This window comes from Tepidibacter sp. (genome assembly GCF_025210165.1).
Classification (GTDB): domain Bacteria; phylum Bacillota; class Clostridia; order Peptostreptococcales; family Peptostreptococcaceae; genus Tepidibacter_A.
Map to the genome: position 1 here is coordinate 1 of NZ_JAOASI010000045.1, position 22,091 is coordinate 22,091.

Genomic DNA, 22,091 nt, shown 5'->3' on the forward strand with positions numbered 1-22,091 from the left:
AAGTTGAATTAATCGCTCCAATAGCAATGGAAGAGGGATTAAGATTCGCTATCCGTGAGGGTGGAAGAACAGTAGGAGCAGGAGTAGTTGCTTCTATAACAGAATAATAAAAAAACAGAATAATAAAAATTATAGAGAAGGTATATACCTTCTCTTTTTTTTTGAAAAAAACTTTACAATTAGATAGCTTTATTATACAATAAATAATGTTGAAAACGGATTAGCTACATAGACGTAATTTAAACAAATTAAAAACAAATTTTTTTAAAAAAACTCTTGAAAAAAATATGTTTTTAATATAAAATGTAATAGTGTGTTTGAGAAATGCGATGATGTAAAAGGTTGCTGACCACCAGGTAATTTTTACAGAGTATGTCTGTATCTCAGAATCGGGCGACCTGATCCTATGCTGTGTTTTTTAAAAAAAAACAACACACCCGGAACAGTGTAAAGGGATCAAGTCGTACGTGAAAAATAAACGTGCGATAAAGGAGGGAAAATCAAATGGCTAAGAATGAAAAAATAAGAATCAGATTAAAATCATATGATCACAAGATATTAGATTTATCAGCAGAAAAGATAGTTGAAACTGCTAAGAAGACAGGAGCTAAGGTTTCAGGACCAGTACCGCTACCTACTGAAAAGCAAATAATAACTATATTAAGAGCAGTTCATAAGTACAAGGATTCTAGAGAACAGTTCGAAATGAGAACTCATAAGAGACTTGTAGATATAACAAGCCCAACACCAAAAACTGTAGATTCTTTAATGAAGTTAGATTTACCAGCAGGTGTTGATATTGAAATCAAATTATAATAAATTTGATACTAAGATATGGATATAGATATACCTTATCTTAGAATGATTACGAATTCGTAATCCGCTGTAAGATTATAGGAGGTGTCAAACATGAATGGATTATTAGGTAAAAAAATTGGAATGACTCAAATATTTACTGAAGAAGGTAATGTTATTCCTGTTACTGTTATTGAAGCAGGACCAATGGTAGTTACTCAAATCAAAAATATAGAAAATGATGGATACAATGCTATTCAAGTAGGTTTTGGAGATGCTAAAGAAAAATCTTTAAACAAGCCTCAAAAAGGACAATTTGAAAAAGCTGGAGTATCATTCAGAAAGCACTTAAAAGAATTTAGAGTTGAGAACTTAATTGAGTACAAAGTAGGACAAGAAATTACTACTGATATATTTGAAGCAGGACAAATGGTTGATGTTACTGGAATAAGTAAAGGTAAGGGATTCCAAGGGGTTATAAAAAGACATGGTCAAAGTAGAGGACCTGAAACTCACGGTTCTAGATACCACAGAAGACCAGGTTCAATGGGAGCTTGTGCTACACCTGGTAGAGTGTTCAAGGGTAAAAAGCTAGCTGGACACATGGGAGTAGACAAAGTTACTATTCAAAACTTAGAAGTTGTAAGAATAGATGCTGAGAAGAACTTAATATTAGTTAAAGGTGCTATACCTGGAGCTAAGCGTTCGTTAGTTACTATAAAGAAAGCAGTAAAGTCAAGCAAGTAATTTAATCTTGTAAGAAAGGAGGAAGCAAAATGCCAAAAATAGATATATTAAACATTAACGGTGAAAAGGTTGATGAATTAGTATTGTCAGATAACATATTCGGTGCTGAAGTTAATGAGCACGTTTTATATGAAGTAGTAAAGAACCAATTAGCTAATAAAAGACAAGGCACTCAATCTGCTAAGACTAGATCTGAAGTAAGAGGTGGAGGAAGAAAGCCTTGGAGACAAAAAGGAACTGGAAGAGCAAGACAAGGTAGTACAAGATCACCTCAATGGGTAGGTGGAGGAATTGTATTCGCACCAAAACCTAGAGATTATAGATACACTTTACCTAAGAAGGTAAGAAGATTAGCTATGAAGTGTGCTTTATCATCTAAAGTTCAAAATAAAGAAATAATAGTTTTAGATGCATTAAATATGGAAGCTCCAAAAACTAAAGAATTCGCTAAAATACTTAACAATTTAAAAATAGAAAAGAAAGCTTTAGTAGTTTTAGGAGAAAACGATAAGAATGTAATAAAGTCAGCTTCAAACATAGAAGGAGTTACAACTGCTCAAGTTAACACTATGAATGTATATGATATATTAAAGCATGATGCATTTATAATAACTAAAGATGCTGTTGAAAAAGTGGAGGAGGTGTACGCATAATGACTAATCCACATGATATAATTGTAAAACCTGTTATAAGTGAACAAAGTATGGCGGATATGGCTTCTAAAAAATACACTTTTGTAGTTTCTAAAAGAGCTAACAAAACTGAAATAAAGAAGGCTGTTGAAACTGTATTTGGTGTTTCAGTGGATAAAGTAAACACTTTAAACTATAGCGGAAAAGAAAAAAGAATGGGAAAACATGTAGGAAGAACTGCAAGCTTTAAAAAAGCTGTTGTTACTTTAACAGCTGATAGCAAAGAAATAGAGTTCTTTGAAGGCGTGTAGTAATAAAGCAAGAAGGAGGGAAATAAGATGGCTATTAAAAAGTTTAAACCAACTTCTCCTGGATTAAGACAAATGACGGTTTTAGTTTCTGATGAAATAACTAAGCATGAACCGGAAAAATCATTACTTGTTTCTTTAAAGAAACATTCAGGAAGAAATGCTCATGGTAAAATAACTGTTCGTCATAAAGGTGGCGGAGCTAAGAAGAAGTATAGAATAATAGATTTCAAAAGAAATAAAGATGGTGTTCCTGCGAAAGTTACTGCAGTTGAATACGATCCAAACAGAACAGCTAACATAGCTTTATTAGCTTATGCTGATGGAGAAAAGAAATATATATTAGCACCTAACGGAATTAAGGTTGGAGATACTTTAATGTCAGGTGAAAATGCAGATATAAAAGTAGGGAATGCTTTAGAATTAAAAGATATCCCAGTTGGTACTTTAGTACACAACATTGAATTAAAAGTTGGAAAAGGTGGACAAATAGTAAGATCTGCTGGAGCTTCAGCTCAGTTAATGGCTAAAGAAGGAAAGCATGCTCTTTTAAGATTACCATCTGGAGAAATGAGATATGTTAACATCAACTGTAGAGCTACAATAGGACAAGTTGGAAACTTAGAGCATTTTAACGTAACTATAGGTAAAGCAGGAAGAAAGAGACATATGGGCGTTAGACCAACAGTAAGAGGATCTGTAATGAACCCTTGCGACCATCCACACGGAGGAGGAGAAGGTAGAGCACCAATAGGTAGACCATCACCGGTTACACCTTGGGGTAAACCAGCTCTTGGATACAAAACTCGTAAGAAAAACAAAGCTTCTGATAAGTTAATAGTATCAAGAAGAAAGAAATAATAAACACTAATAAGTAATGGGAAGGAGGAAAGCAAATGGGAAGATCAACTAAAAAAGGACCTTTTGTTCACCCGCGTCTTCTTAAGAAGATAGAAGCTATGAATGCTGCAAATGAAAAGAAAGTTATAAAGACTTGGTCAAGAGCATCAACTATATTTCCTCAAATGGTAGAACATACTATAGCTGTACATGACGGTAGAAAGCACGTACCAGTTTATGTAACAGAAGATATGGTTGGACATAAATTAGGAGAATTCGCTCCTACAAGAACTTTTAAAGGACACAAAGACGACGAAAAGTCTTCTAAGAGAAAATAGTCCATTTATAATGGAAGGAGGTAATCGCTGTGGAAGCTAGAGCAACTGCTAAATATATACGTATAGCACCAAGAAAAGCAGGTCAAGTAGCTGGTATTGTTAGAGGAAAGAATGTAAACGAAGCTTTAGCAATATTAAAGTATACGCCAAAAGTTGCTGCACCAGTAATAGCTAAGGTTATAAAATCTGCAATGGCTAATGCTGAAAACAATTACAATATGGACGTAGATAAATTATATGTTGCGGAAATATGTGCAAACCAAGGCCCTACAATGAAGAGATTCATGCCAAGAGCTATGGGAAGAGCTACAACTATTAGAAAAAGAACAAGTCATATAGAGGTAGTATTAAAAGAAAGATAAATTTATCTATAGAAGGAGGGAAATCAATGGGTCAAAAGGTTAACCCACACGGCTTTAGAGTCGGAGTGATAAAGGATTGGGATTCTAGATGGTTCGCTGATAAAAAAGAGTTCGGTGCTTTTATATTAGAAGATCATACTATACGTAAATTCCTAAAGAACAAATTAAATACAGCTGGAGTTTCTAGAATAGAAATCGAAAGAGCTGCTAATAAACTTAGATTACACTTATCTGTTGCTAAGCCAGGAATGGTTATAGGTAGAGGTGGATCTGGAATTGAAGCTTTAAAAGCTGAATTAGAAAAAATGACTAAGAAAAATGTTTATATAAACATTATAGAAGTTAGAAATCCAGAAAAAGAAGCTCAATTAATAGCAGAAAATATAGCTTTAGCTATTGAAAGAAGGGTATCTTTCAGAAGAGCTATGAAGCAAGCTATACAAAGAGCTATGAGAGCAGGAGTTAAAGGTATAAAAGTTTCTGCATCAGGTAGACTTGGTGGAGCTGAAATGGCTAGAACTGAAGGATACAGTGAAGGAAATGTACCACTTCAAACTTTAAGAGCTGATATAGCTTATGGATTTGCTGAATCAAACACAACTTATGGTAAGATAGGAATCAAAGTTTGGGTTTGTAATGGAGAAGTTCTTCCATCAAAAAATGGTTTCGCACCAAGAGTGATAGAAGAGAGAAAAGATAGAAAAAGAAGAGATAATAGAAGAGATAACAGAAACAATAAATCTCAAAGATCTCCAAAGAAAGAGGCTTAATTAAGTAGATATTAAGGAAGGAGGAAATACTCATGTTAATGCCTAAAAGAGTAAAGCGTCGTAGAGTTCACAGAGGTAAAATGTCTGGTCAAGCTCACAAAGGTAATAAAGTTACTTATGGAGAGTTCGGATTAGTAGCATTAGAACCAGCATGGATAACTTCTAATCAAATAGAAGCTGCCAGAATAGCAATGACAAGATATATAAAAAGAGGGGGAAAAGTTTGGATAAAGATATTCCCTCATAAACCAGTAACAAGAAAGCCAGCAGAAACTCGTATGGGAGCCGGAAAAGGATCGCCAGAATACTGGGTAGCTGTAGTTAAACCTGGTAGAGTAATGTTTGAACTTGCAGGAGTTCCAGAAGAAAAAGCTAGAGAAGCTATGAGACTTGCTATGCATAAGCTTCCTGTTAAATGTAAATTTGTATTACGTGAAGAAACTGAAGTAAAGGGTGGTGAAGCGGATGAAAGCTAAAGAGTTAAAAGAGATGACTAGCTCAGAGTTAAATCAAAAGATAAATGAATTTAAAAGTGAATTATTTAGCTTAAGATTCCAATTAGCTACAGGACAACTTGAAAATACATCTAGAGTTAAGTTCGTTAAAAAAGATATAGCTAGAGTAAAGACCATCCTTAGAGAAAGAGAACTAGAAGAATCTAGAGCTTAGTAGCTTAAAAGAAGGGAGGCTCTCAATATGGAAAGAGGAAGAAGAAAAGTTAGAATTGGCCGTGTTGTAAGTGATAAAATGGATAAAACTATAGTTGTTGCTGTAGAAGAGTTCGTTCGTCACCCATTATACGGAAAAGCTGTAAAAAGAACTAAAAAGTTTAAAGCTCATGATGAGCAAAATGTATGTAAAATTGGCGATAGAGTGAAAATAATGGAAACTAGACCTTTATCAAAGGATAAGAGATTTAGATTAGTTGAAGTTATAGAGCAAGCTAAATAATACAGGCGAAAAGGAGGGATTATGAATGATACAACAGGAGACACGTTTGAAGGTTGCTGATAATTCAGGTGCTAAAGAACTATTATGTATACGTGTTTTAGGCGGAAGTGGAAGAAAATATGCAAACGTTGGAGATGTAATAGTTGCTACTGTTAAAAGTGCAACACCTGGTGGAGTTGTAAAAAAAGGTAAGGTTGTAAAAGCTGTAGTAGTAAGAACTAAGCAAGGTCTAAGACGTAAAGACGGTAGTTATATAACATTTGATGAAAATGCTGCTGTTATAATAAAAGACGATAAAACTCCTATGGGAACTCGTATCTTCGGGCCTGTTGCAAGAGAGTTAAGAGATAAAGATTTCATGAAGATAGTTTCTCTTGCTCCAGAGGTACTATAATTAAGGAGGTGCAATAGAGAATGATGCGCGTAAAAAAAGATGATACTGTTGTCGTTATATCGGGAAAAGATAAAGGCAAAAAAGGTAAAGTCCTAAAAGTTTTCCCTAAGGCAGAAAAAGTAATAGTTGAAGGCGTAAATATGGCTACAAAACATCAAAAGCCTAACGCTAAAGTGCAACAAGGTGGAATTGTACACCAAGAAGCACCTATACATGTTTCAAATGTTATGTTATTTGATGCAAAAGAAGGTAAAGGTGTAAGAGTAGGATTCAAAACATTAGAAGATGGAACAAAAGTAAGAGTATCTAGAAAGAGCGGAGAAGAAATATAATATCTTGAAAGGAGGTACCAAAAGTGGCTTCAAGATTAAAAGAAAAGTACACGAAGGAAGTTGCTCCAGCATTAATGGAGAAATTTGCATATGAAAATGTTATGGAGATACCTAAACTTGAGAAAGTTATAATAAATATGGGTATCGGTGATGCAAAAGAAAATCCAAAAGGATTAGAAGCAGCAGTTGCAGAATTAGAAATGATAAGTGGACAAAAGCCTGTTACTACTAAAGCAAAGAAATCAGTTGCAAACTTCAAATTAAGAGAAGGAATGCCTGTTGGTGCTAAAGTAACATTAAGAGGAGACAAAATGTATCACTTTGTTGATAAATTAGTTAACATTTCTTTACCAAGAGTTAGAGACTTCAGAGGAGTTAAACCTAATTCATTTGATGGAAGAGGAAACTATGCACTTGGAATTAAAGAGCAATTAATTTATCCAGAAATAGAATATGATAAAGTTGATAAAGTAAGAGGAATGGATATAATATTTGTTACTAGTGCTGAAAATGATGAGCAAGCACGTGAATTATTAAAATTATTAGGAATGCCATATTCTAAGTAATCAAAGGAGGGATTCCAATGGCTAGAAAAGCTATGGTTGTGAAACAACAAAGAAAACAAAAGTATAAAACTAGAGAGTATACTAGATGTAGTATATGTGGTAGACCACATGCTGTGTTAAGAAAATTCGGCATATGTCGTATATGCTTTAGAGAACTAGCTTATAAAGGAGAAATACCTGGAGTTAGAAAAGCAAGCTGGTAATATATGAAAGGAGGTCAGAAATATGACAATGACAGATCCAATAGCGGATATGCTAACACGTGTAAGAAATGCTAATACAGTTAAACATGAGACTGTTGACATACCTGCTTCAAATATAAAAAAAGAAATAGCTAGAATTCTGTTAGAAGAAGGATTTATAAAAGGCTATGATGTTATAGAAGATGGAAAGCAAGGAATAATTAGAGCTCAGTTAAAGTACGGAAAGAATAACGAGAGAGTTATAACTGGAATAAAGAGAATTTCAAAGCCAGGAATGAGAGTTTATGCTGCTAAAGATGAAATTCCAAAAGTTTTAAATGGACTTGGAATTTCAATAATATCTACTTCAAAAGGTATAATAACAGATAAACAATCTAGAAAAGAAGGCGTTGGCGGAGAAGTAATTTGCTACGTTTGGTAATATAAAGAACGCTGCAAGGAGGTGTAGATATGTCAAGAATAGGTATTAAGCCAATTGAAATAACAGAAGGCGTAGACGTTATATTAGAAGAGGGTAACCTTATAACAGTTAAAGGCCCTAAAGGAGAACTTACAAAAAAGTTTGTAGAAGATTTAAAAATAACTAAAGAAGATAATTCTATAGTAGTTGAAAGACCTACAAACAATAAAAGACATAGATCTTTACACGGATTAACTAGAACACTTATAGCTAATATGGTTGAGGGTGTAACTAAAGGATACGAGAAGAAATTAGAGTTAGTTGGTGTAGGATATAGAGCTCAAAAGCAAGGTAAAAAGTTAGTTATGAGTTTAGGATTCTCACATCCAGTAGAGATGGAAGATCCAGAAGGTGTAGTAACTGAAACTCCTAACCAAACTGAGGTAGTAGTTAAAGGTATAGATAAGCAATTAGTAGGTAACTATGCTGCTAAGATAAGAGCTTGGAGAAAGCCAGAGCCATACAAAGGAAAAGGAATCAAGTATGCTGGTGAAGTTATAAGACGTAAAGAAGGAAAAACTGGTAAGTAAAAAAAATTAGAATAGAAAGGAGTGAATATGGATGTTCAAAAAAGTAAATAAAAATGAGAACAGACTTCAAAGACACAAAAGAGTTCGCAAGAAAATTCATGGAAGCTCTGAAAGACCAAGAGTAAATATATTTAGAAGTAATTCTAATATCTATGCTCAAATAATAGATGATGTTAATGCATGTACTTTAATTGCAGCTTCTTCTCTTGAAGCAGAAGTTAAAGGTGCTGTTAAAAACACAGGAAATAAAGAAGCTGCTAAGCTTGTAGGTAAACTATTAGCTAAAAAAGCATTAGATAAAGGAATAAAAGAAGTTGTATTCGATCGTGGTGGATACCTTTATCATGGTAGAGTAAAAGAATTAGCAGAGGGAGCTAGAGAAGGCGGCCTTGAGTTTTAATAAAAGGAGGGAAATAAATGCTTCGTAAACCTATAGACGCAAGACAACTTGATTTAAAAGAAAAAGTTGTTCAAATAAGACGTGTTACTAAAGTTGTTAAGGGTGGTAGAAACTTCAGATTTGCTGCTTTAGTAATAGTTGGAGATGAAAACGGATATGTAGGATTAGGTACTGGTAAAGCTATGGAAGTACCTGATGCTATTAAAAAAGCAATAGATGATGCTAAGAAAAACTTAATTCGTGTACCTATGGTTGGAACAACAATTCCTCACCAAGTAAAAGGACACTTTGGTGCAGGTAACATATTAATAATGCCAGCACAAGAAGGTACAGGAGTTATCGCTGGAGGACCTGTTCGTGCGGTTCTTGAGCTTGCAGGATTAAAGGATGTTAGAGCTAAATCTTTAGGATCTAACAATGCTAGAAATATGGTAAATGCTACTATAGAAGGACTTAAGTCTCTAAGAACTGCTGAAGATATAGCAAAACTTAGAGGTAAAAAAGTTGAAGACCTTCTAGGATAAGGAGGTATTTAAATGGCTAATTTAAAAATAACGTTAGTAAAAGGGTTAATAGGAACTAATCCAAAGCAAAGAAAAACAGTTGAGGCTCTTGGTCTTAAGAAAAGACATCAAGTAGTTGAGCAGCCAGATAATCCTCAAACAAGAGGAATGATCAAAATAGTAGAACATTTAGTAGAAGTTAAGTAATATATAACATAGAAAGAAGGAGGTGTAATCATGAAATTACATGAGTTAAGACCTGCTGAAGGCGCTGTGAGAAACAGAAAAAGACTGGGAAGAGGTACTGCAACTGGTCAAGGTAAAACTTCTGGACGTGGACAAAAAGGACAAAATTCTCGTTCAGGTGGAGGAGTAAGACCAGGATTTGAAGGGGGCCAAATGCCTATATATAGAAGACTTCCAAAGAGAGGTTTCACTAATATATTCAAAAAAGCTTACTCACTAGTTAATATAGAAAGATTAAATGCATTTGAAAGCGGCACTGAAATAACTCCAGAAATCCTTAAAGAAAAAGGAATAATCAGAAAGATTGAAAAAGATGGAGTTAAGATATTAGGTGAAGGTAAATTAGAGATAAATGTAACAGTTAAAGCTCAAAAGTTCACTAAATCAGCTATTGAGAAAATAGAAGCAGCTGGAGGAAAGGTAGAGGTGATCTAAAGTGCTATCTACCTTGAAAAATGCTTGGAAAATTCCTGATTTAAGAAAAAGAATTTTATATACTTTGATGATGATTATCGTATTTAGAATTGGATCTTCAATACCTGTACCTGGCGTAGATATAGACTATATTAAGAAGGTAGTTGACCAAGCGGGTCTTCTTTCCTTCTATGATTTAGTAGCAGGAGGAGCTTTTAGACAATTTACTATATTTGCTTTAAGTATAACTCCTTACATAACAGCATCAATAATAGTGCAGTTATTAACTATAGCTATACCAAGTCTTGAGGAATTGAGTAAATCAGGTGAAGAAGGAAGAAAAAAGATGGTTCAATACACAAGATATGGAACCATTATTTTAGCGTTAATTCAAGCTACAGGAATAAGTGTAGGTTTGTTTAGAGGAGCATTAATATCTAAGGATATATTCTCTATAACAACAGTGATACTTACTTTAACTGCAGGAACATCGTTCTTAATGTGGTTAGGTGAAAAAATCACTGAAAAAGGTATAGGCAATGGAATATCTCTTATAATATTTATAGGTATTATATCAAGAGTTCCAGGTTCCTTTATTCAGACGTATAAGTTATTCTCAGAAAATCAAATAAATATTATACAACTGATAATATTTGCAGCTGTAGCGATAGCTATAATCGTAGGAGTAATAGCTATACAACAAGGATCAAGAAAGATACCTGTACAGTATGCTAAAAGAGTAGTAGGAAGAAAAATGTATGGTGGGCAAAGCACACATATACCAATGAAAGTGAATCAAGCAGGTGTTATTCCAGTTATATTTGCAGTTTCGCTTTTAGCATTTCCTCAAACACTATCATTATTCTTAAAGGGAGATTTTCAGGCGTTTGTGACTAAATGGTTATCGCCAAACGGAACTCCAGGAGTTTGGATATATATAGGATTAGAAGCATTATTAATAATCTTCTTTACTTATTTTTATACAGCGGTTACATTCAATGTAGAAGAAATTGCTAATAATATGAAAAACTATGGAGGTTTTATTCCTGGTATAAGACCTGGAAAGCCTACAGAGGAGTATCTAAACAAGGTACTTACAAGACTTACATTAGCAGGAGCTGTATTTTTAGCTGCCATAGCAGTATTTCCAACTTTGATACTTCAATTAGGTAGTCTCCCATTTAGGTTCGGAGGGACTTCTCTATTAATAGTAGTAGGAGTTGCACTTGAAACGATGAAACAAATAGAAGCTCAAATGTTGATGAGACATTATCAAGGTTTCTTAAAATAGGAATTGGGGGTATATAAATCCCCTGTCCTAAATTTAGTATCGGAGATGATTGAAATGAAACTTATACTACTTGGACCTCCAGGAGCTGGCAAAGGAACTCAAGCTTCAGGGATCGTGAAAAAATATAGTATACCTCACATATCAACTGGAGATATTTTTAGAAAAAATATAAAAGAGGGAACTGAGCTGGGATTAAAGGCTAAAGAATATATGGATAAAGGACTTTTAGTTCCGGATGAATTAGTTGTAGAAATAGTTAAAGATAGACTTTTAGAAGATGATTGTAAAAGTGGATTTTTATTAGATGGTTTTCCAAGAACTGTAGTTCAAGCACAAGCATTAGATAAAGTATTGACTGAATCTAACATGAATCTGGATAAAGTTATAAATATACAGGTAGACAAAACTGTATTAGTAGATAGAGCTGTAGGTAGACGTATTTGTAAAAATTGCGGAGCTACTTTCCATATAAAATATAATCCATCAAAAGTTGATGGGAAATGTGATATTTGTCAAGGTGATTTATACCAAAGAGCAGATGATAATGAAGAAACTGTATCTAAAAGAATTCAAGTTTACTTAGATCAAACTGAGCCTTTAATAGATTATTACACTAATCAAGGTATAATTAATACTATTGATGGTCAACAATCTATAGATAAAGTTTTTGAAGATATATCCTTAGCATTAGGGTGTGAAAACTAATGATTATAATAAAATCTGCTAAAGAAATAGAATTGATGAGAGATGCTGGAAAAATTGTAGCTGAAACTCATGAAATACTAAAAGAATCTATACAACCTGGTATAACAACTAAGGAGTTAGATGAAATAGCAGAAAAAAATATAAGAAAATATAAAGCAGAGCCTTCATTTAAAGGATATCATGGCTATACAGGATCTATATGTTCATCTATTAATGAAGAAGTAGTACACGGAATACCATCTTCTTCAACTGTATTAAAAGATAAAGATATAATAAGTATAGACATTGGAGCTTTTTATAAAGGTTATCATGGAGATGCTGCTAGAACTCATGCTGTAGGTAATATATCTGATGAAGATAGAAGACTTATAGATGTAACTAAACAGAGCTTTTATGAAGGAATTAAATTTGCAAAAATTGGATATAGACTTTCAGACATATCACATGCAATTCAAACTTATGTAGAAAAAAATAAGTTTTCTATAGTTAGAGACTTTGTAGGACACGGAATAGGTTCAAAATTACATGAAGACCCTCAAATACCAAATTACGGACCTGCGGGAAAAGGAATTAGGCTTCAAGAGGGAATGGTATTAGCAATAGAGCCTATGGTAAATGCCGGATCATATCATGTAAAAATATTAAGTGATGGATGGACTGCAGTAACAATAGATGGTAAAAATTCTGCACATTATGAGCATAGTATAGCTATCACTAAAGATGAACCTTTAATTTTAACAAAGCTTTAATCCGGCTAGAAGAGGTGAAATTAGTGCTGTTAAATGATTTAAATGTTGGTCAAGTTGTAGTATCTAAATCAGGTAGAGATAAAGGTAGATTATTTTTTATTATAGAGATAATAAATGAAGAATATGTCTTAATCGCTGATGGAGATTATAGAAAGCTTGATAAAGCAAAATTAAAAAAAGTAAAGCACTTGATGAAATATAAATATGCATCTGAGGATATCAGAAATAAAATTTCAAACAAAGAATATATGAATGATGCGTTTTTAAGATATGAGCTGGATAGGTTAAAGTCGAAGCTTTAATCTAAGTGATTGGAGGTTTGGTTACTTAATGGCCAAAAAAGATGTAATTGAGTTAGAGGGTGTAGTTACAGAAACTTTACCCAACGCAATGTTTAAGGTTAAATTAGAAAATGGACATGAGATATTATGTCATATATCAGGTAAACTTAGAATGAATTTCATAAGAATACTTGAAGGTGATAAAGTAACTGTAGATATGTCGCCTTATGATTTAACTAGAGGAAGAATTACTTGGAGAAAGAAGTAGACTAGTATTTTAGTCTAAGGAGGGATAAGTGTGAAAGTTAGACCGTCTGTAAAACCAATGTGTGAAAAATGTAAAGTTATAAAAAGAAAAGGAAGAGTAATGGTTATCTGTGAAAATCCTAAGCATAAACAAAAACAAGGTTAATAAGGGCTAGTAATTTAATATTATATATATTATAATATTAAATTGTGATAATTAAGGGTGTTAAGTACTCAGAATGAACTAGGCCTTCGTGTTTTATTTAAAATTAGAAAATATTGAATTAGCAATATAGGTTATAGGAGGTGCAAGAATATGGCAAGAATTGCTGGGGTAGACTTACCAAGAGATAAAAGAGCAGAAATAGGCTTAACTTATATATTTGGTATAGGTAAAAAAACGTCTAACCAAATACTTGAAAAAGCTGGTATAGATGTTAATACAAGAATAAAAGATTTAACTGAAGAAGAAGTAAATGCATTAAGAAAATTAATAGATGCTGATCACCTTGTTGAAGGAGATTTAAGAAGAGAGATAGCATTAAACATAAAGAGACTTAGAGATATCAGATGTTATAGAGGTATTCGTCATATGAGAGGACTTCCATTAAGAGGTCAAAAAACTAAGACAAATGCTAGAACTAGAAAAGGACCGAGAAAGACTGTATCTCGTAAGAAGAAAAAATAGATCATAAGTAAGGAGGGAAAAAAATGGCTAAACCTAAAAAGAAAGCTACACGTGTTAGAAGAAGAGAACGTAAAAATATAGAACGTGGTCATGCTCATATTCAGTCAACTTTCAATAATACTATAATAACTCTAACTGATGTTCATGGAAATGCAATTTCATGGGCTAGTGCAGGTCAGTTAGGATTTAAAGGATCTAGAAAAGCTACTCCATTTGCAGCTCAAATGGCTGCAGAAACAGCTACTAAAGGAGCTATGGAGCACGGATTAAAAACAGTAGAGGTATTTGTAAAAGGACCAGGACCAGGACGTGAAGCAGCTATAAGATCTTTACAAGCTGCAGGACTTGACGTTACTATGATAAAAGACGTTACTCCAATACCACACAATGGTTGTAGACCGCCAAAGAGAAGAAGAGTGTAATACAGTAGGAGGTGTAATAAATGGCAAGATATACAGGTGCAGTATGTAGACTATGCCGTAGAGAGGGAATGAAGTTATTCCTTAAAGGCGATAGATGTTATACAGATAAATGTGCTATAAATAAAAGAAACTATGCTCCAGGTCAACATGGACAAGGAAGAAAAAAAGTTTCTAACTATGGATTACAATTAAGAGAAAAGCAAAAAGTTAAGAGAATATATGGAGTTCTAGAAACTCAATTCAGAAACCTATATGAAAAAGCTGAAAAAATGCAAGGAATATCAGGTGAAAACTTACTTAGCTTATTAGAGAGAAGACTTGACAACACTGTTTATAGAATGGGACTTGCTTCTTCAAGAAAAGAAGCTAGACAATTAGTAAGACATGGACATTTTTCATTAAATGGACATAAAGCTAATGTACCTTCTATGATAATGCAAGTTGGAGATGTTATAGCTGTTAAAGAAGGTTCAAAATCTTCAGCTAAATTTAAATCACTTGTTGAAAATTCTACAAGAGTTGCTCCTAAGTGGATGGATGCAAGTATAGAGAAGATGGAAGCTAAGATAACTGCTTTACCAACAAGAGAAGATATAGATTTAGAAATAGCAGAGCACTTAATAGTAGAGCTTTACTCTAAGTAATAAATTGAGCTGTATCGTAGAAATGTTTGCCCTCAGTGGATTAATAAAAATTAAGGAGGGTTTTATTAATGATTGAAATAGAAAAGCCTAGAATAGAAATTTGCGAAATAAGCGAAGATAATAGATATGGTAAATTTATCGTAGAACCTTTAGAAAGAGGATACGGAATTACTGTAGGAAATGCATTAAGAAGAATACTACTTTCTTCACTTCCAGGAGTTGCTGTTACTTCTATAAAAATAGATGGAGTACTTCATGAGTTCTCTACAGTTCCGGGTGTGAAAGAAGATGTAACAGAAATAATTCTTGCTTTAAAAGAATTATCTGCTGAGATAGATGGAGAAGGAAGTAGAACATTGAAAATAGAAGCTCAAGGAGAGGGTATAATAACTGGTAAAGATATTATATGTCCTCCTGATGTAGAAATATTAAGTAAGGATTTACAAATAGCGACTTTAGATACAAATGCTAAATTCAATATGGAAATAAATATAGATAAAGGAAGAGGTTATGTTCCAGCTGAAAACAATAAAACTGAGAATATGCCTATTGGTGTAATTCCTGTAGATTCTATATATACTCCAGTTGAAAAGATAAGTTATAAAGTTGAAAACACAAGAGTAGGACAAATAACAGATTACGATAAGTTAATATTTGAAGTTTGGACTAACGGAAGTATAAATCCTCAAGAGGGAATATCTCTTGGTGCTAAAATATTAGTAGAACACTTAAATTTATTCATCAACCTTACAGAGCATGTTGGAAATGTAGAAATAATGGTGGAAAAAGAAGAAGATAAAAAAGAGAAAGTTCTAGAGATGACTATTGAAGAACTTGATCTTTCTGTTAGATCGTATAATTGCTTAAAGAGAGCAGGAATAAATACTGTTGAAGAATTAAGCAGCAAAAGCGAAGAAGACATGATGAAAGTTAGAAACTTAGGTAAAAAGTCATTAGAAGAAGTTATTCAAAAGCTTGAAGAACTAGAACTAGGACTTAAGCCGAGTGAAGACTAAGAAAAGGAGGGAATGACATGGCTAAGTACCGTAAATTAGGTCGTGTAACTGCTCACAGAAACATGATGCTTAGAAACTTAGTTACTGATCTTTTAAAGAATAAAAAAATAGAGACTACAGTAACAAGAGCAAAAGAAACACGTAGAATGGCTGAGAAAATGATAACTCTAGCAAAAAGAGGAGACTTACATGCTAGACGTCAAGTATCAGCTTATGTTTTAGATGATACTGTAATCAAAAACTTATTTGATGAAGTAGCTCCTAAATACCAAGAAAGAAATGGTGGATATACAAGAATTATAAAGCTTGGTATTAGAAAAGGTGACGGAGCTGAGGTAGCAATACTAGAATTAGTATAGTAGAAGATGGAATTAGGCTAATAGCTTAATTCCTATTTTTTTTTATTCTATACAAAAATATATAATTTTTTGTTTTGTGGATAACTTATTGGAAAAGCTACACTTGAGACTATTTTTGAGCAACGGAGCCTGTTAAGGATCGTTGGCAACATGAGTCACCGCGTTAGCGAGTAGACGAATTTTTTTATAACGAATAGAAAATTATAGTCATCTTTAAATTGTGGATAAGCATAGAAAATCTTCAGAAGGAAGACTTTTTTATATTAATTTAAAAATAAAATAATATTTGCACTTTTAAAAGCTATTTTATTTTTATATAATAGAATTTAGGTTAAATAATAGGTTTAGACTATATAAAAATAAAATAACCTTTAAAATATTTGTTATGAATTTCAAAGAAGTCAATCTTTAAAGACCTATATTAATAAAGACTTCTTTACAGAGAAAAGAGGTAAAAAATATGAAAGAGATAGTGAATATAGAAAATATATCTTTTGAATATGCTCAAGAAAATACTCAGTCAAAAGCACTGGATGAACTAGACTTAGATATCAAAAGAGGAGAATTTGTGGTTATTATAGGGCACAATGGTTCTGGAAAATCAACATTATCAAAAAATTTGAATGCTATACTAAAGCCCACAAAAGGAAATATACTTATAAATGGTATGAATACGAAAGATGATTCTAAACTTTGGAATATAAGGCAGAGTGCTGGTATGGTATTTCAAAATCCAGACAATCAAATAGTAGCAACAGTTGTAGAGGAAGATGTAGCTTTTGGACCTGAAAACTTAGGAATACAACCAGATGAAATAAAAAAAAGAGTTGTAGAGTCTTTAAAATCTGTAGGAATGTATGAATTTAAAGATAAAGCCCCACATTTATTATCAGGAGGCCAAAAACAAAGAGTAGCAATTGCAGGAATTATTGCTATGAAACCTGAATGTATAATATTTGACGAACCTACAGCAATGCTTGACCCCTCTGGAAGAAGAGAAGTTATGAATACTATAAAGAGATTGAATAATGAAGAAAATATTACAATAATTCATATAACTCATTTTATGGAAGAAGCAGTAGATGCAGATAGAATAGTTGTAATGGAAAAAGGAAAAATAGTATTACAAGGAAAGCCTAAAGAAGTTTTTGTACAGGTAGATAAATTAAAAAAACTTGGCTTAGATGTTCCCTTTATGACAGAATTAACATATGAACTTAGAAAAGAAGGTATAGATATAAGGCCCGATATATTAACTGTAGATGAGATGGTGATGAATTTATGTCGATAGTGGTTAAAGATTTAGTATACGTATATAATCCAAATTCACCTTTTGAAAGTAAGGCTCTTGATAATGTAAATTTAGAGATAAATAAAGGTGAGATAATAGGCTTGATAGGACATACAGGATCTGGTAAATCAACTTTAATTCAACATTTAAACGGATTATTAAAGCCAACAAGTGGAAATATAATAATAGATGGAGTAGATATAACAGATTCTAAAATTAGTTTAACAGAAATTAGAAAAAAGGTTGGAGTAGTTTTTCAATATCCAGAGTATCAATTATTTGAAGAAACTATATATAAGGATATAGCTTTTGGTCCTACTAATTTAAAATTAAGCGAAGATGAAATAAATTCCAGGGTGAAAGAAGCTATGGAGCTAGTTGGACTTGATTATAATGAATTCAAAGATAGATCTCCATTTGATTTATCTGGAGGTCAAAAGAGAAGAGTAGCAATAGCTGGGGTTATAGCTATGAAGCCCGATGTTTTAATATTAGATGAGCCAACAGCAGGGCTTGATCCATCAGGAAGAGATGAAATTTTAGGTCAAATAAAATACCTTCATGAAAAATACAATATTACAATAATAATATCTTCACATAGCATGGAAGATATGGCTAAAATATCAGATAAGATATTAGTTATGTATAGGGGTAAAGTTGATTTAATGTCTACGCCTAGAAACGTTTTTACAAAAGGCAAAAGGTTAAAAGAAATAGGACTAGGAATACCACAAGTATCTGAACTTACAATAAAACTTAGAGAAAAAGGCTTTGATATAAGAGAAGATATTATTACATTGGAAGAGGCCAAAGCGGAAATATTAAAATGTATAAGGAGTAAAGCGAAATGATAAAAGATATAACGATAGGTCAATATTATCCTACAAATTCTGTAGTACACAAAATAGATCCAAGAGTTAAATTAATATCTACATTTATATTTATGTCTTCTCTTTTTATAATAAATCAGTTTTATCCATATATTTTAGTACTAGCTTTTATCATATTAACGCTTAAACTATCTAAAATACCTTTTAATTATATATTGAAAGGGTTAAAACCAATAATGTTCATAATCGTATTTACTTTTGCAATTAATATATTTATGATTCCTGGGAATACAGTTTTTGATATAGGACCTTTAAGTATATCAGATGAAGGTCTAAAACAAGGAAGCTTTATGGTTATAAGACTTATATTATTAGTTGTAGGTACATCGTTACTTACTTTATCTACATCTCCTATAGAGTTAACAGATGGAATAGAGAAACTTCTAAATCCTTTTAAAAAAATAGGAGTACCGGCACATGAACTTGCTATGATGATGACAATTGCATTAAGATTTATACCTACACTATTAGATGAAACTGATAAAATAATGAAAGCTCAAATGGGAAGAGGAGCTGACTTTGAAAGTAAGAATATTATAAGTAGAGCTAAAAACTTAGTTCCGTTATTAGTGCCCCTATTCATAAGTGCATTTAGAAGAGCAGATGAACTTGCTATGGCTATGGAAGCTAGATGTTATAGAGGTGGAGACAATAGGACTAGAATGAATCAGATAAAAATGAATAAAAGAGATTATATAGCTTATAGTATAGTATTTATCTATATAACTATAATAATAATAACTAGAATAGTATAGGTGATAATTTATGCGCAATATAATGGTCACAATAGAATATAAGGGGACAAATTACTGTGGATGGCAGGTACAAAATGATAGACTATCAATACAAGAATGTATAGAAAATGCTATACATAAGATAACAAATGAAAAAGTAAATATAACATCATCAGGAAGAACAGATGCAGGAGTTCATGCATTAGGGCAAGTAGCAAATTTTCATACTAATAGTAGTATACCTATTGAAAAAATACCAGGAGCTATTAATTCTAAACTTCCAGATGATATAAGTATAATAGATGCTAAAGAAGTAGAGTCTCATTTTCATGCAAGATATAGTGCTAAAAAGAAACGATATAGATATGTAATACTCAACTCTAAATATAAAAGACCTATTCATAATGATTTCTCGTATTTAGTAAAATATAAATTAAATACAGATAAAATGATACAAGAGTCGAAATATTTGATTGGAGAACATGATTTTAGAGGATTTATGAGTACCGGATCATCTGTAAAAACAACTGTTAGAACTATATATGATATAAGCTTAAAAAAAGAAGAAGATTTAATTATATTAGAAGTAGAAGGAAATGGATTTTTATATAATATGGTGAGAATAATAGCGGGAACATTAGTGGATATTGGACGAGGGAAAATAAATATGAGTTTAAAAGATATAATAGAATCTAAAGATAGAAATAATGCTGGACATACAGCAGAAGGTAAAGGATTGTTTTTGAAAAAAGTATATTATTAGCTTGACACACCTGGGTCAATGTATTAAAATGTATAAGGAATGTGTTTATAAATCCACTAGCCCCGGATTTTATATAAAAGGTTAATTTGCGCACATAAAAGGATAGTAAGGAGGGAAAATAATGAAATCATATATTGGTAAGCCAAGTGAAGTTCAAAGAAAATGGTATATAATAGATGCTGAAGGAAAAACTTTAGGTCGTTTATCTACTGAAATTGCAAGAGTATTAAGAGGTAAGCATAAGCCTACATTTACACCTCACGTAGACGGTGGAGATTTCGTTGTAGTTGTTAATGCTGAGAAAATTAATTTAACAGGAAAGAAATTAGATCAAAAAATGTATAGATATCATACAGGGCATGTTGGTGGATTAGTAGAAATCCCTTACAGAAGACTTTTAGCTGAAAAGCCAGAAGAAGTTATAATACATGCAGTAAATGGTATGTTATGTAAGAATAAATTAAGAAGTAAAATGATGAAAAGATTAAGAGTATTCGCTGGCGCTGAGCATACTCATGCAGCTCAAAACCCAGAAAGCTTAGATATATAATTAATTTAGGTGAAAGGAGGAGTTTAATATGGCAAACGTTCAATATTATGGAACAGGAAGAAGAAAGCACTCAGTAGCTAGAGTAAGATTAGTAGCTGGTGAAGGAAATATAATAGTTAATGGGAAAAGTTTAGATGAGTACTTTAACTATGAGACTCTAAGAAGAGAAGTTAAGAACCCACTAGTTATAACTGAAACTGAAGGAAAGTATGATGTTATAGTAAAAGTTGAAGGTGGCGGATTTACAGGACAAGCAGGAGCTGTGAGACACGGAATATCAAGAGCTTTATTAAAAGCAGATGAAGAATTAAGATCTACTTTAAAGAAAGCTGGATACTTAACTAGAGATCCAAGAATGAAGGAAAGAAAGAAATACGGATTAAAGGCTGCAAGAAGAGCTCCGCAATTCTCAAAGAGATAATATATACAAAGACTTTGGAATATTCCAAAGTCTTTTTTCATATATATTTACAGGGTGATTGTATATGGTTATTGTTCTGAAAAAGAAATATTTAGCATGGATTATAGCATCTACTATGCTGCTTTGTATAATATATTTAACTAATTATAATACAAGTAAAACCACTATAAATATGCCTGTAACTAATAAAGTTATTATAGTGGATGCTGGACACGGTGGAATAGACCCTGGAGCATTAGGAAAAAACACTTTAGAAAAAGATATAAACCTTAAAATAGCACTAAAAGTAAGGTCATTATTAGAAGAAAGTGGAGCCTTAGTTATTTTAACAAGAGAAAAAGATGAAAGCTTACACATAGAAAATGGTAAGAAAACGATAAGGCAAAGGTATAATGAAAACCTAAAGAATAGAAAACAATTAATAAAAGAGTCAAAAGCAGATATATTTATATCTATACATTTAAATAGTTTTACTGATCCTAAGTATTATGGTGCACATGTTTTATATCCGAAAAATGATGAATATGGAAAGCAGTTGGCTACTTTTATACAAGAAGAAATGAGAAGGATTATTGATAAAAATAATAATAGAAAGCCAAAGGAAAGAAATAATCTATATTTATTTAAAGAAAATGGGGTAGCATCAGCACTTATTGAATGTGGTTTTTTATCTAATTTAAAAGAAGAAAATCTTCTCAAAAGTAATGAATATCAAGATAAAATAGCATGGGCTATATATGCTGGAATACAAAAGTATTTTAATTCTTTACAATAAATCCTAAACTAAAAGCTATGTATGTTAACATACATAGCTTTTAGTTTTTGAGAAAGAAATAATTTATAAAAAAATTCGTCTACTCGCTATCGCGGTGACTCATGTCGTCAACGATCCCTACGGGCTTCGTTGCTCAAAAATAGTCTCAGGTGCAGTCTTTTCATCAATGTTATCCATAGACTCAAAATCATATAATATCCTTAAACATAAAAAAACACAAAAACTTTTAAAAAAGTGTTGACGAAATCCTTTAAAGGTGATATATTATTACTTGTCCTCGACAACGAGGCAAACATAAAACACAAAATGAACTTTGAAAATTAAACAGTAGGTTATAAATAAATCACAACAGTGATTTTCGGAAAAACACATTCAGGCAGTTTACTGAGTACTGACAAACTTTTATTTAAGAGTTTGATCCTGGCTCAGGATGAACGCTGGCGGCGTGCCTAACACATGCAAGGCGAGCGGAGAT

General features: G+C 32.4%; 39 protein-coding genes, 1 rRNA gene and 1 pseudogene. All 41 read left to right on the forward strand.

The features are described 5' to 3' along the window. A pseudogene (locus N4A48_RS07815) lies at positions 1 to 107 on the forward strand (EF-Tu/IF-2/RF-3 family GTPase); the annotation flags it as partial. Positions 108 to 504: 397 nt separating this feature from the next. Continuing rightward, the gene (gene rpsJ, locus N4A48_RS07820) at positions 505 to 816 is read left to right on the forward strand and encodes a 30S ribosomal protein S10 (RefSeq protein WP_248481115.1); all 312 of its coding nucleotides are present in this window, start codon (positions 505 to 507) and stop codon (positions 814 to 816) included. Between the two features lie 93 nt (positions 817 to 909). Continuing rightward, positions 910 to 1,542, forward strand: coding sequence for a 50S ribosomal protein L3 (gene rplC, locus N4A48_RS07825; protein WP_293665318.1), 633 nt, complete (start codon positions 910 to 912; stop codon positions 1,540 to 1,542). A gap of 29 nt (positions 1,543 to 1,571) precedes the next feature. Continuing rightward, positions 1,572 to 2,195, forward strand: coding sequence for a 50S ribosomal protein L4 (gene rplD / locus N4A48_RS07830; RefSeq protein WP_293665320.1), 624 nt, complete (start codon positions 1,572 to 1,574; stop codon positions 2,193 to 2,195). After that, complete coding sequence (gene rplW, locus N4A48_RS07835) at positions 2,195 to 2,485, forward strand: 50S ribosomal protein L23 (RefSeq protein WP_330665075.1); 291 nt, start codon at positions 2,195 to 2,197, stop codon at positions 2,483 to 2,485. Before rplD ends, rplW begins: the two co-directional genes overlap by 1 nt. Positions 2,486 to 2,512: 27 nt before the next feature. Further along, positions 2,513 to 3,343 (forward strand): 50S ribosomal protein L2, encoded by an 831-nt coding sequence (gene rplB, locus N4A48_RS07840; RefSeq protein WP_293665321.1) that lies wholly within the window; start codon positions 2,513 to 2,515, stop codon positions 3,341 to 3,343. A gap of 35 nt (positions 3,344 to 3,378) precedes the next feature. Further along, the gene (gene rpsS / locus N4A48_RS07845; protein ID WP_099191141.1) at positions 3,379 to 3,660 is read left to right on the forward strand and encodes a 30S ribosomal protein S19; all 282 of its coding nucleotides are present in this window, start codon (positions 3,379 to 3,381) and stop codon (positions 3,658 to 3,660) included. 29 nt (positions 3,661 to 3,689) lie between these two features. Continuing rightward, positions 3,690 to 4,022 carry a 50S ribosomal protein L22 gene (rplV, locus tag N4A48_RS07850; protein ID WP_293665322.1) on the forward strand — a complete coding sequence of 111 codons (333 nt, stop codon included), beginning with the start codon at positions 3,690 to 3,692 and terminating at the stop codon, positions 4,020 to 4,022. Between the two features lie 26 nt (positions 4,023 to 4,048). After that, complete coding sequence (gene rpsC / locus N4A48_RS07855) at positions 4,049 to 4,792, forward strand: 30S ribosomal protein S3 (RefSeq protein ID WP_293665323.1); 744 nt, start codon at positions 4,049 to 4,051, stop codon at positions 4,790 to 4,792. A gap of 32 nt (positions 4,793 to 4,824) precedes the next feature. Then, a complete protein-coding gene (gene rplP / locus N4A48_RS07860) occupies positions 4,825 to 5,268 on the forward strand; it encodes a 50S ribosomal protein L16 (RefSeq protein WP_248481109.1) in 444 nt (147 codons plus the stop codon). Further along, the gene (gene rpmC / locus N4A48_RS07865; protein WP_248481108.1) at positions 5,258 to 5,461 is read left to right on the forward strand and encodes a 50S ribosomal protein L29; all 204 of its coding nucleotides are present in this window, start codon (positions 5,258 to 5,260) and stop codon (positions 5,459 to 5,461) included. The genes rplP and rpmC overlap by 11 nt, the downstream gene beginning before the upstream one ends. Positions 5,462 to 5,488: 27 nt before the next feature. Continuing rightward, positions 5,489 to 5,743, forward strand: a complete 255-nt coding sequence (gene rpsQ / locus N4A48_RS07870; RefSeq protein ID WP_248481107.1) for a 30S ribosomal protein S17 — start codon at positions 5,489 to 5,491, stop codon at positions 5,741 to 5,743. 25 nt (positions 5,744 to 5,768) lie between these two features. Further along, positions 5,769 to 6,137: a 50S ribosomal protein L14 gene (rplN, locus tag N4A48_RS07875; protein WP_248481106.1), complete on the forward strand. Its 369-nt coding sequence runs from the start codon at positions 5,769 to 5,771 to the stop codon at positions 6,135 to 6,137. A 23-nt stretch (positions 6,138 to 6,160) separates the two neighbouring features. Continuing rightward, positions 6,161 to 6,469 (forward strand): 50S ribosomal protein L24, encoded by a 309-nt coding sequence (gene rplX, locus N4A48_RS07880; protein ID WP_293665358.1) that lies wholly within the window; start codon positions 6,161 to 6,163, stop codon positions 6,467 to 6,469. A gap of 23 nt (positions 6,470 to 6,492) precedes the next feature. Then, positions 6,493 to 7,035, forward strand: coding sequence for a 50S ribosomal protein L5 (rplE, locus tag N4A48_RS07885; RefSeq protein WP_293665324.1), 543 nt, complete (start codon positions 6,493 to 6,495; stop codon positions 7,033 to 7,035). A gap of 17 nt (positions 7,036 to 7,052) precedes the next feature. Further along, positions 7,053 to 7,238: a type Z 30S ribosomal protein S14 gene (locus tag N4A48_RS07890; protein WP_099191157.1), complete on the forward strand. Its 186-nt coding sequence runs from the start codon at positions 7,053 to 7,055 to the stop codon at positions 7,236 to 7,238. A gap of 22 nt (positions 7,239 to 7,260) precedes the next feature. Next, entirely contained in the window at positions 7,261 to 7,659 is a 399-nt protein-coding gene (gene rpsH / locus N4A48_RS07895) for a 30S ribosomal protein S8 (RefSeq protein WP_293665326.1), read from the forward strand. A 29-nt stretch (positions 7,660 to 7,688) separates the two neighbouring features. Next, on the forward strand, positions 7,689 to 8,228 hold the full coding sequence (gene rplF, locus N4A48_RS07900; RefSeq protein ID WP_293665327.1) for a 50S ribosomal protein L6: 540 nt from the start codon (positions 7,689 to 7,691) through the stop codon (positions 8,226 to 8,228). A 31-nt stretch (positions 8,229 to 8,259) separates the two neighbouring features. After that, complete coding sequence (gene rplR / locus N4A48_RS07905; protein ID WP_293665328.1) at positions 8,260 to 8,628, forward strand: 50S ribosomal protein L18; 369 nt, start codon at positions 8,260 to 8,262, stop codon at positions 8,626 to 8,628. A gap of 17 nt (positions 8,629 to 8,645) precedes the next feature. After that, entirely contained in the window at positions 8,646 to 9,152 is a 507-nt protein-coding gene (rpsE, locus tag N4A48_RS07910) for a 30S ribosomal protein S5 (protein WP_277732372.1), read from the forward strand. Between the two features lie 12 nt (positions 9,153 to 9,164). Continuing rightward, entirely contained in the window at positions 9,165 to 9,338 is a 174-nt protein-coding gene (gene rpmD / locus N4A48_RS07915; RefSeq protein ID WP_099191166.1) for a 50S ribosomal protein L30, read from the forward strand. 30 nt (positions 9,339 to 9,368) lie between these two features. After that, complete coding sequence (gene rplO / locus N4A48_RS07920; protein ID WP_293665330.1) at positions 9,369 to 9,812, forward strand: 50S ribosomal protein L15; 444 nt, start codon at positions 9,369 to 9,371, stop codon at positions 9,810 to 9,812. A 1-nt stretch (position 9,813) separates the two neighbouring features. Next, positions 9,814 to 11,082 (forward strand): preprotein translocase subunit SecY, encoded by a 1,269-nt coding sequence (gene secY / locus N4A48_RS07925; protein ID WP_293665331.1) that lies wholly within the window; start codon positions 9,814 to 9,816, stop codon positions 11,080 to 11,082. A 54-nt stretch (positions 11,083 to 11,136) separates the two neighbouring features. Continuing rightward, positions 11,137 to 11,787 carry an adenylate kinase gene (locus N4A48_RS07930; protein WP_293665332.1) on the forward strand — a complete coding sequence of 217 codons (651 nt, stop codon included), beginning with the start codon at positions 11,137 to 11,139 and terminating at the stop codon, positions 11,785 to 11,787. Then, positions 11,787 to 12,536, forward strand: a complete 750-nt coding sequence (map, locus tag N4A48_RS07935; protein WP_293665333.1) for a type I methionyl aminopeptidase — start codon at positions 11,787 to 11,789, stop codon at positions 12,534 to 12,536. Before N4A48_RS07930 ends, map begins: the two co-directional genes overlap by 1 nt. Before the next feature lie 23 nt (positions 12,537 to 12,559). Continuing rightward, entirely contained in the window at positions 12,560 to 12,838 is a 279-nt protein-coding gene (locus N4A48_RS07940; RefSeq protein ID WP_293665334.1) for a KOW domain-containing RNA-binding protein, read from the forward strand. Between the two features lie 28 nt (positions 12,839 to 12,866). Continuing rightward, positions 12,867 to 13,085, forward strand: a complete 219-nt coding sequence (gene infA, locus N4A48_RS07945; protein ID WP_099191178.1) for a translation initiation factor IF-1 — start codon at positions 12,867 to 12,869, stop codon at positions 13,083 to 13,085. A gap of 30 nt (positions 13,086 to 13,115) precedes the next feature. Continuing rightward, entirely contained in the window at positions 13,116 to 13,229 is a 114-nt protein-coding gene (rpmJ, locus tag N4A48_RS07950) for a 50S ribosomal protein L36 (RefSeq protein ID WP_021122033.1), read from the forward strand. Positions 13,230 to 13,379: 150 nt separating this feature from the next. Then, positions 13,380 to 13,751, forward strand: coding sequence for a 30S ribosomal protein S13 (gene rpsM, locus N4A48_RS07955; RefSeq protein WP_293665343.1), 372 nt, complete (start codon positions 13,380 to 13,382; stop codon positions 13,749 to 13,751). A 23-nt stretch (positions 13,752 to 13,774) separates the two neighbouring features. After that, entirely contained in the window at positions 13,775 to 14,173 is a 399-nt protein-coding gene (gene rpsK / locus N4A48_RS07960) for a 30S ribosomal protein S11 (RefSeq protein WP_293665345.1), read from the forward strand. A 20-nt stretch (positions 14,174 to 14,193) separates the two neighbouring features. Continuing rightward, entirely contained in the window at positions 14,194 to 14,817 is a 624-nt protein-coding gene (rpsD, locus tag N4A48_RS07965; RefSeq protein WP_293665346.1) for a 30S ribosomal protein S4, read from the forward strand. A 68-nt stretch (positions 14,818 to 14,885) separates the two neighbouring features. Beyond that, the gene (locus N4A48_RS07970; RefSeq protein ID WP_293665347.1) at positions 14,886 to 15,833 is read left to right on the forward strand and encodes a DNA-directed RNA polymerase subunit alpha; all 948 of its coding nucleotides are present in this window, start codon (positions 14,886 to 14,888) and stop codon (positions 15,831 to 15,833) included. 17 nt (positions 15,834 to 15,850) lie between these two features. After that, positions 15,851 to 16,192, forward strand: coding sequence for a 50S ribosomal protein L17 (gene rplQ, locus N4A48_RS07975; RefSeq protein ID WP_293665348.1), 342 nt, complete (start codon positions 15,851 to 15,853; stop codon positions 16,190 to 16,192). A gap of 460 nt (positions 16,193 to 16,652) precedes the next feature. Beyond that, on the forward strand, positions 16,653 to 17,483 hold the full coding sequence (locus tag N4A48_RS07980; RefSeq protein ID WP_293665349.1) for an energy-coupling factor transporter ATPase: 831 nt from the start codon (positions 16,653 to 16,655) through the stop codon (positions 17,481 to 17,483). Then, positions 17,474 to 18,334: an energy-coupling factor transporter ATPase gene (locus N4A48_RS07985; RefSeq protein WP_293665350.1), complete on the forward strand. Its 861-nt coding sequence runs from the start codon at positions 17,474 to 17,476 to the stop codon at positions 18,332 to 18,334. Before N4A48_RS07980 ends, N4A48_RS07985 begins: the two co-directional genes overlap by 10 nt. After that, positions 18,331 to 19,128 (forward strand): energy-coupling factor transporter transmembrane component T family protein, encoded by a 798-nt coding sequence (locus N4A48_RS07990; protein ID WP_293665351.1) that lies wholly within the window; start codon positions 18,331 to 18,333, stop codon positions 19,126 to 19,128. Before N4A48_RS07985 ends, N4A48_RS07990 begins: the two co-directional genes overlap by 4 nt. Positions 19,129 to 19,138: 10 nt before the next feature. Then, on the forward strand, positions 19,139 to 19,870 hold the full coding sequence (gene truA, locus N4A48_RS07995; RefSeq protein ID WP_293665352.1) for a tRNA pseudouridine(38-40) synthase TruA: 732 nt from the start codon (positions 19,139 to 19,141) through the stop codon (positions 19,868 to 19,870). A gap of 121 nt (positions 19,871 to 19,991) precedes the next feature. Then, positions 19,992 to 20,420, forward strand: a complete 429-nt coding sequence (gene rplM / locus N4A48_RS08000) for a 50S ribosomal protein L13 (RefSeq protein WP_293665353.1) — start codon at positions 19,992 to 19,994, stop codon at positions 20,418 to 20,420. A gap of 28 nt (positions 20,421 to 20,448) precedes the next feature. Continuing rightward, entirely contained in the window at positions 20,449 to 20,841 is a 393-nt protein-coding gene (gene rpsI, locus N4A48_RS08005) for a 30S ribosomal protein S9 (RefSeq protein ID WP_293665355.1), read from the forward strand. A gap of 64 nt (positions 20,842 to 20,905) precedes the next feature. After that, positions 20,906 to 21,616, forward strand: a complete 711-nt coding sequence (gene cwlD, locus N4A48_RS08010) for an N-acetylmuramoyl-L-alanine amidase CwlD (RefSeq protein WP_293665356.1) — start codon at positions 20,906 to 20,908, stop codon at positions 21,614 to 21,616. Between the two features lie 402 nt (positions 21,617 to 22,018). After that, positions 22,019 to 22,091: ribosomal RNA gene (locus tag N4A48_RS08015) — 16S ribosomal RNA — on the forward strand; the annotation flags it as partial.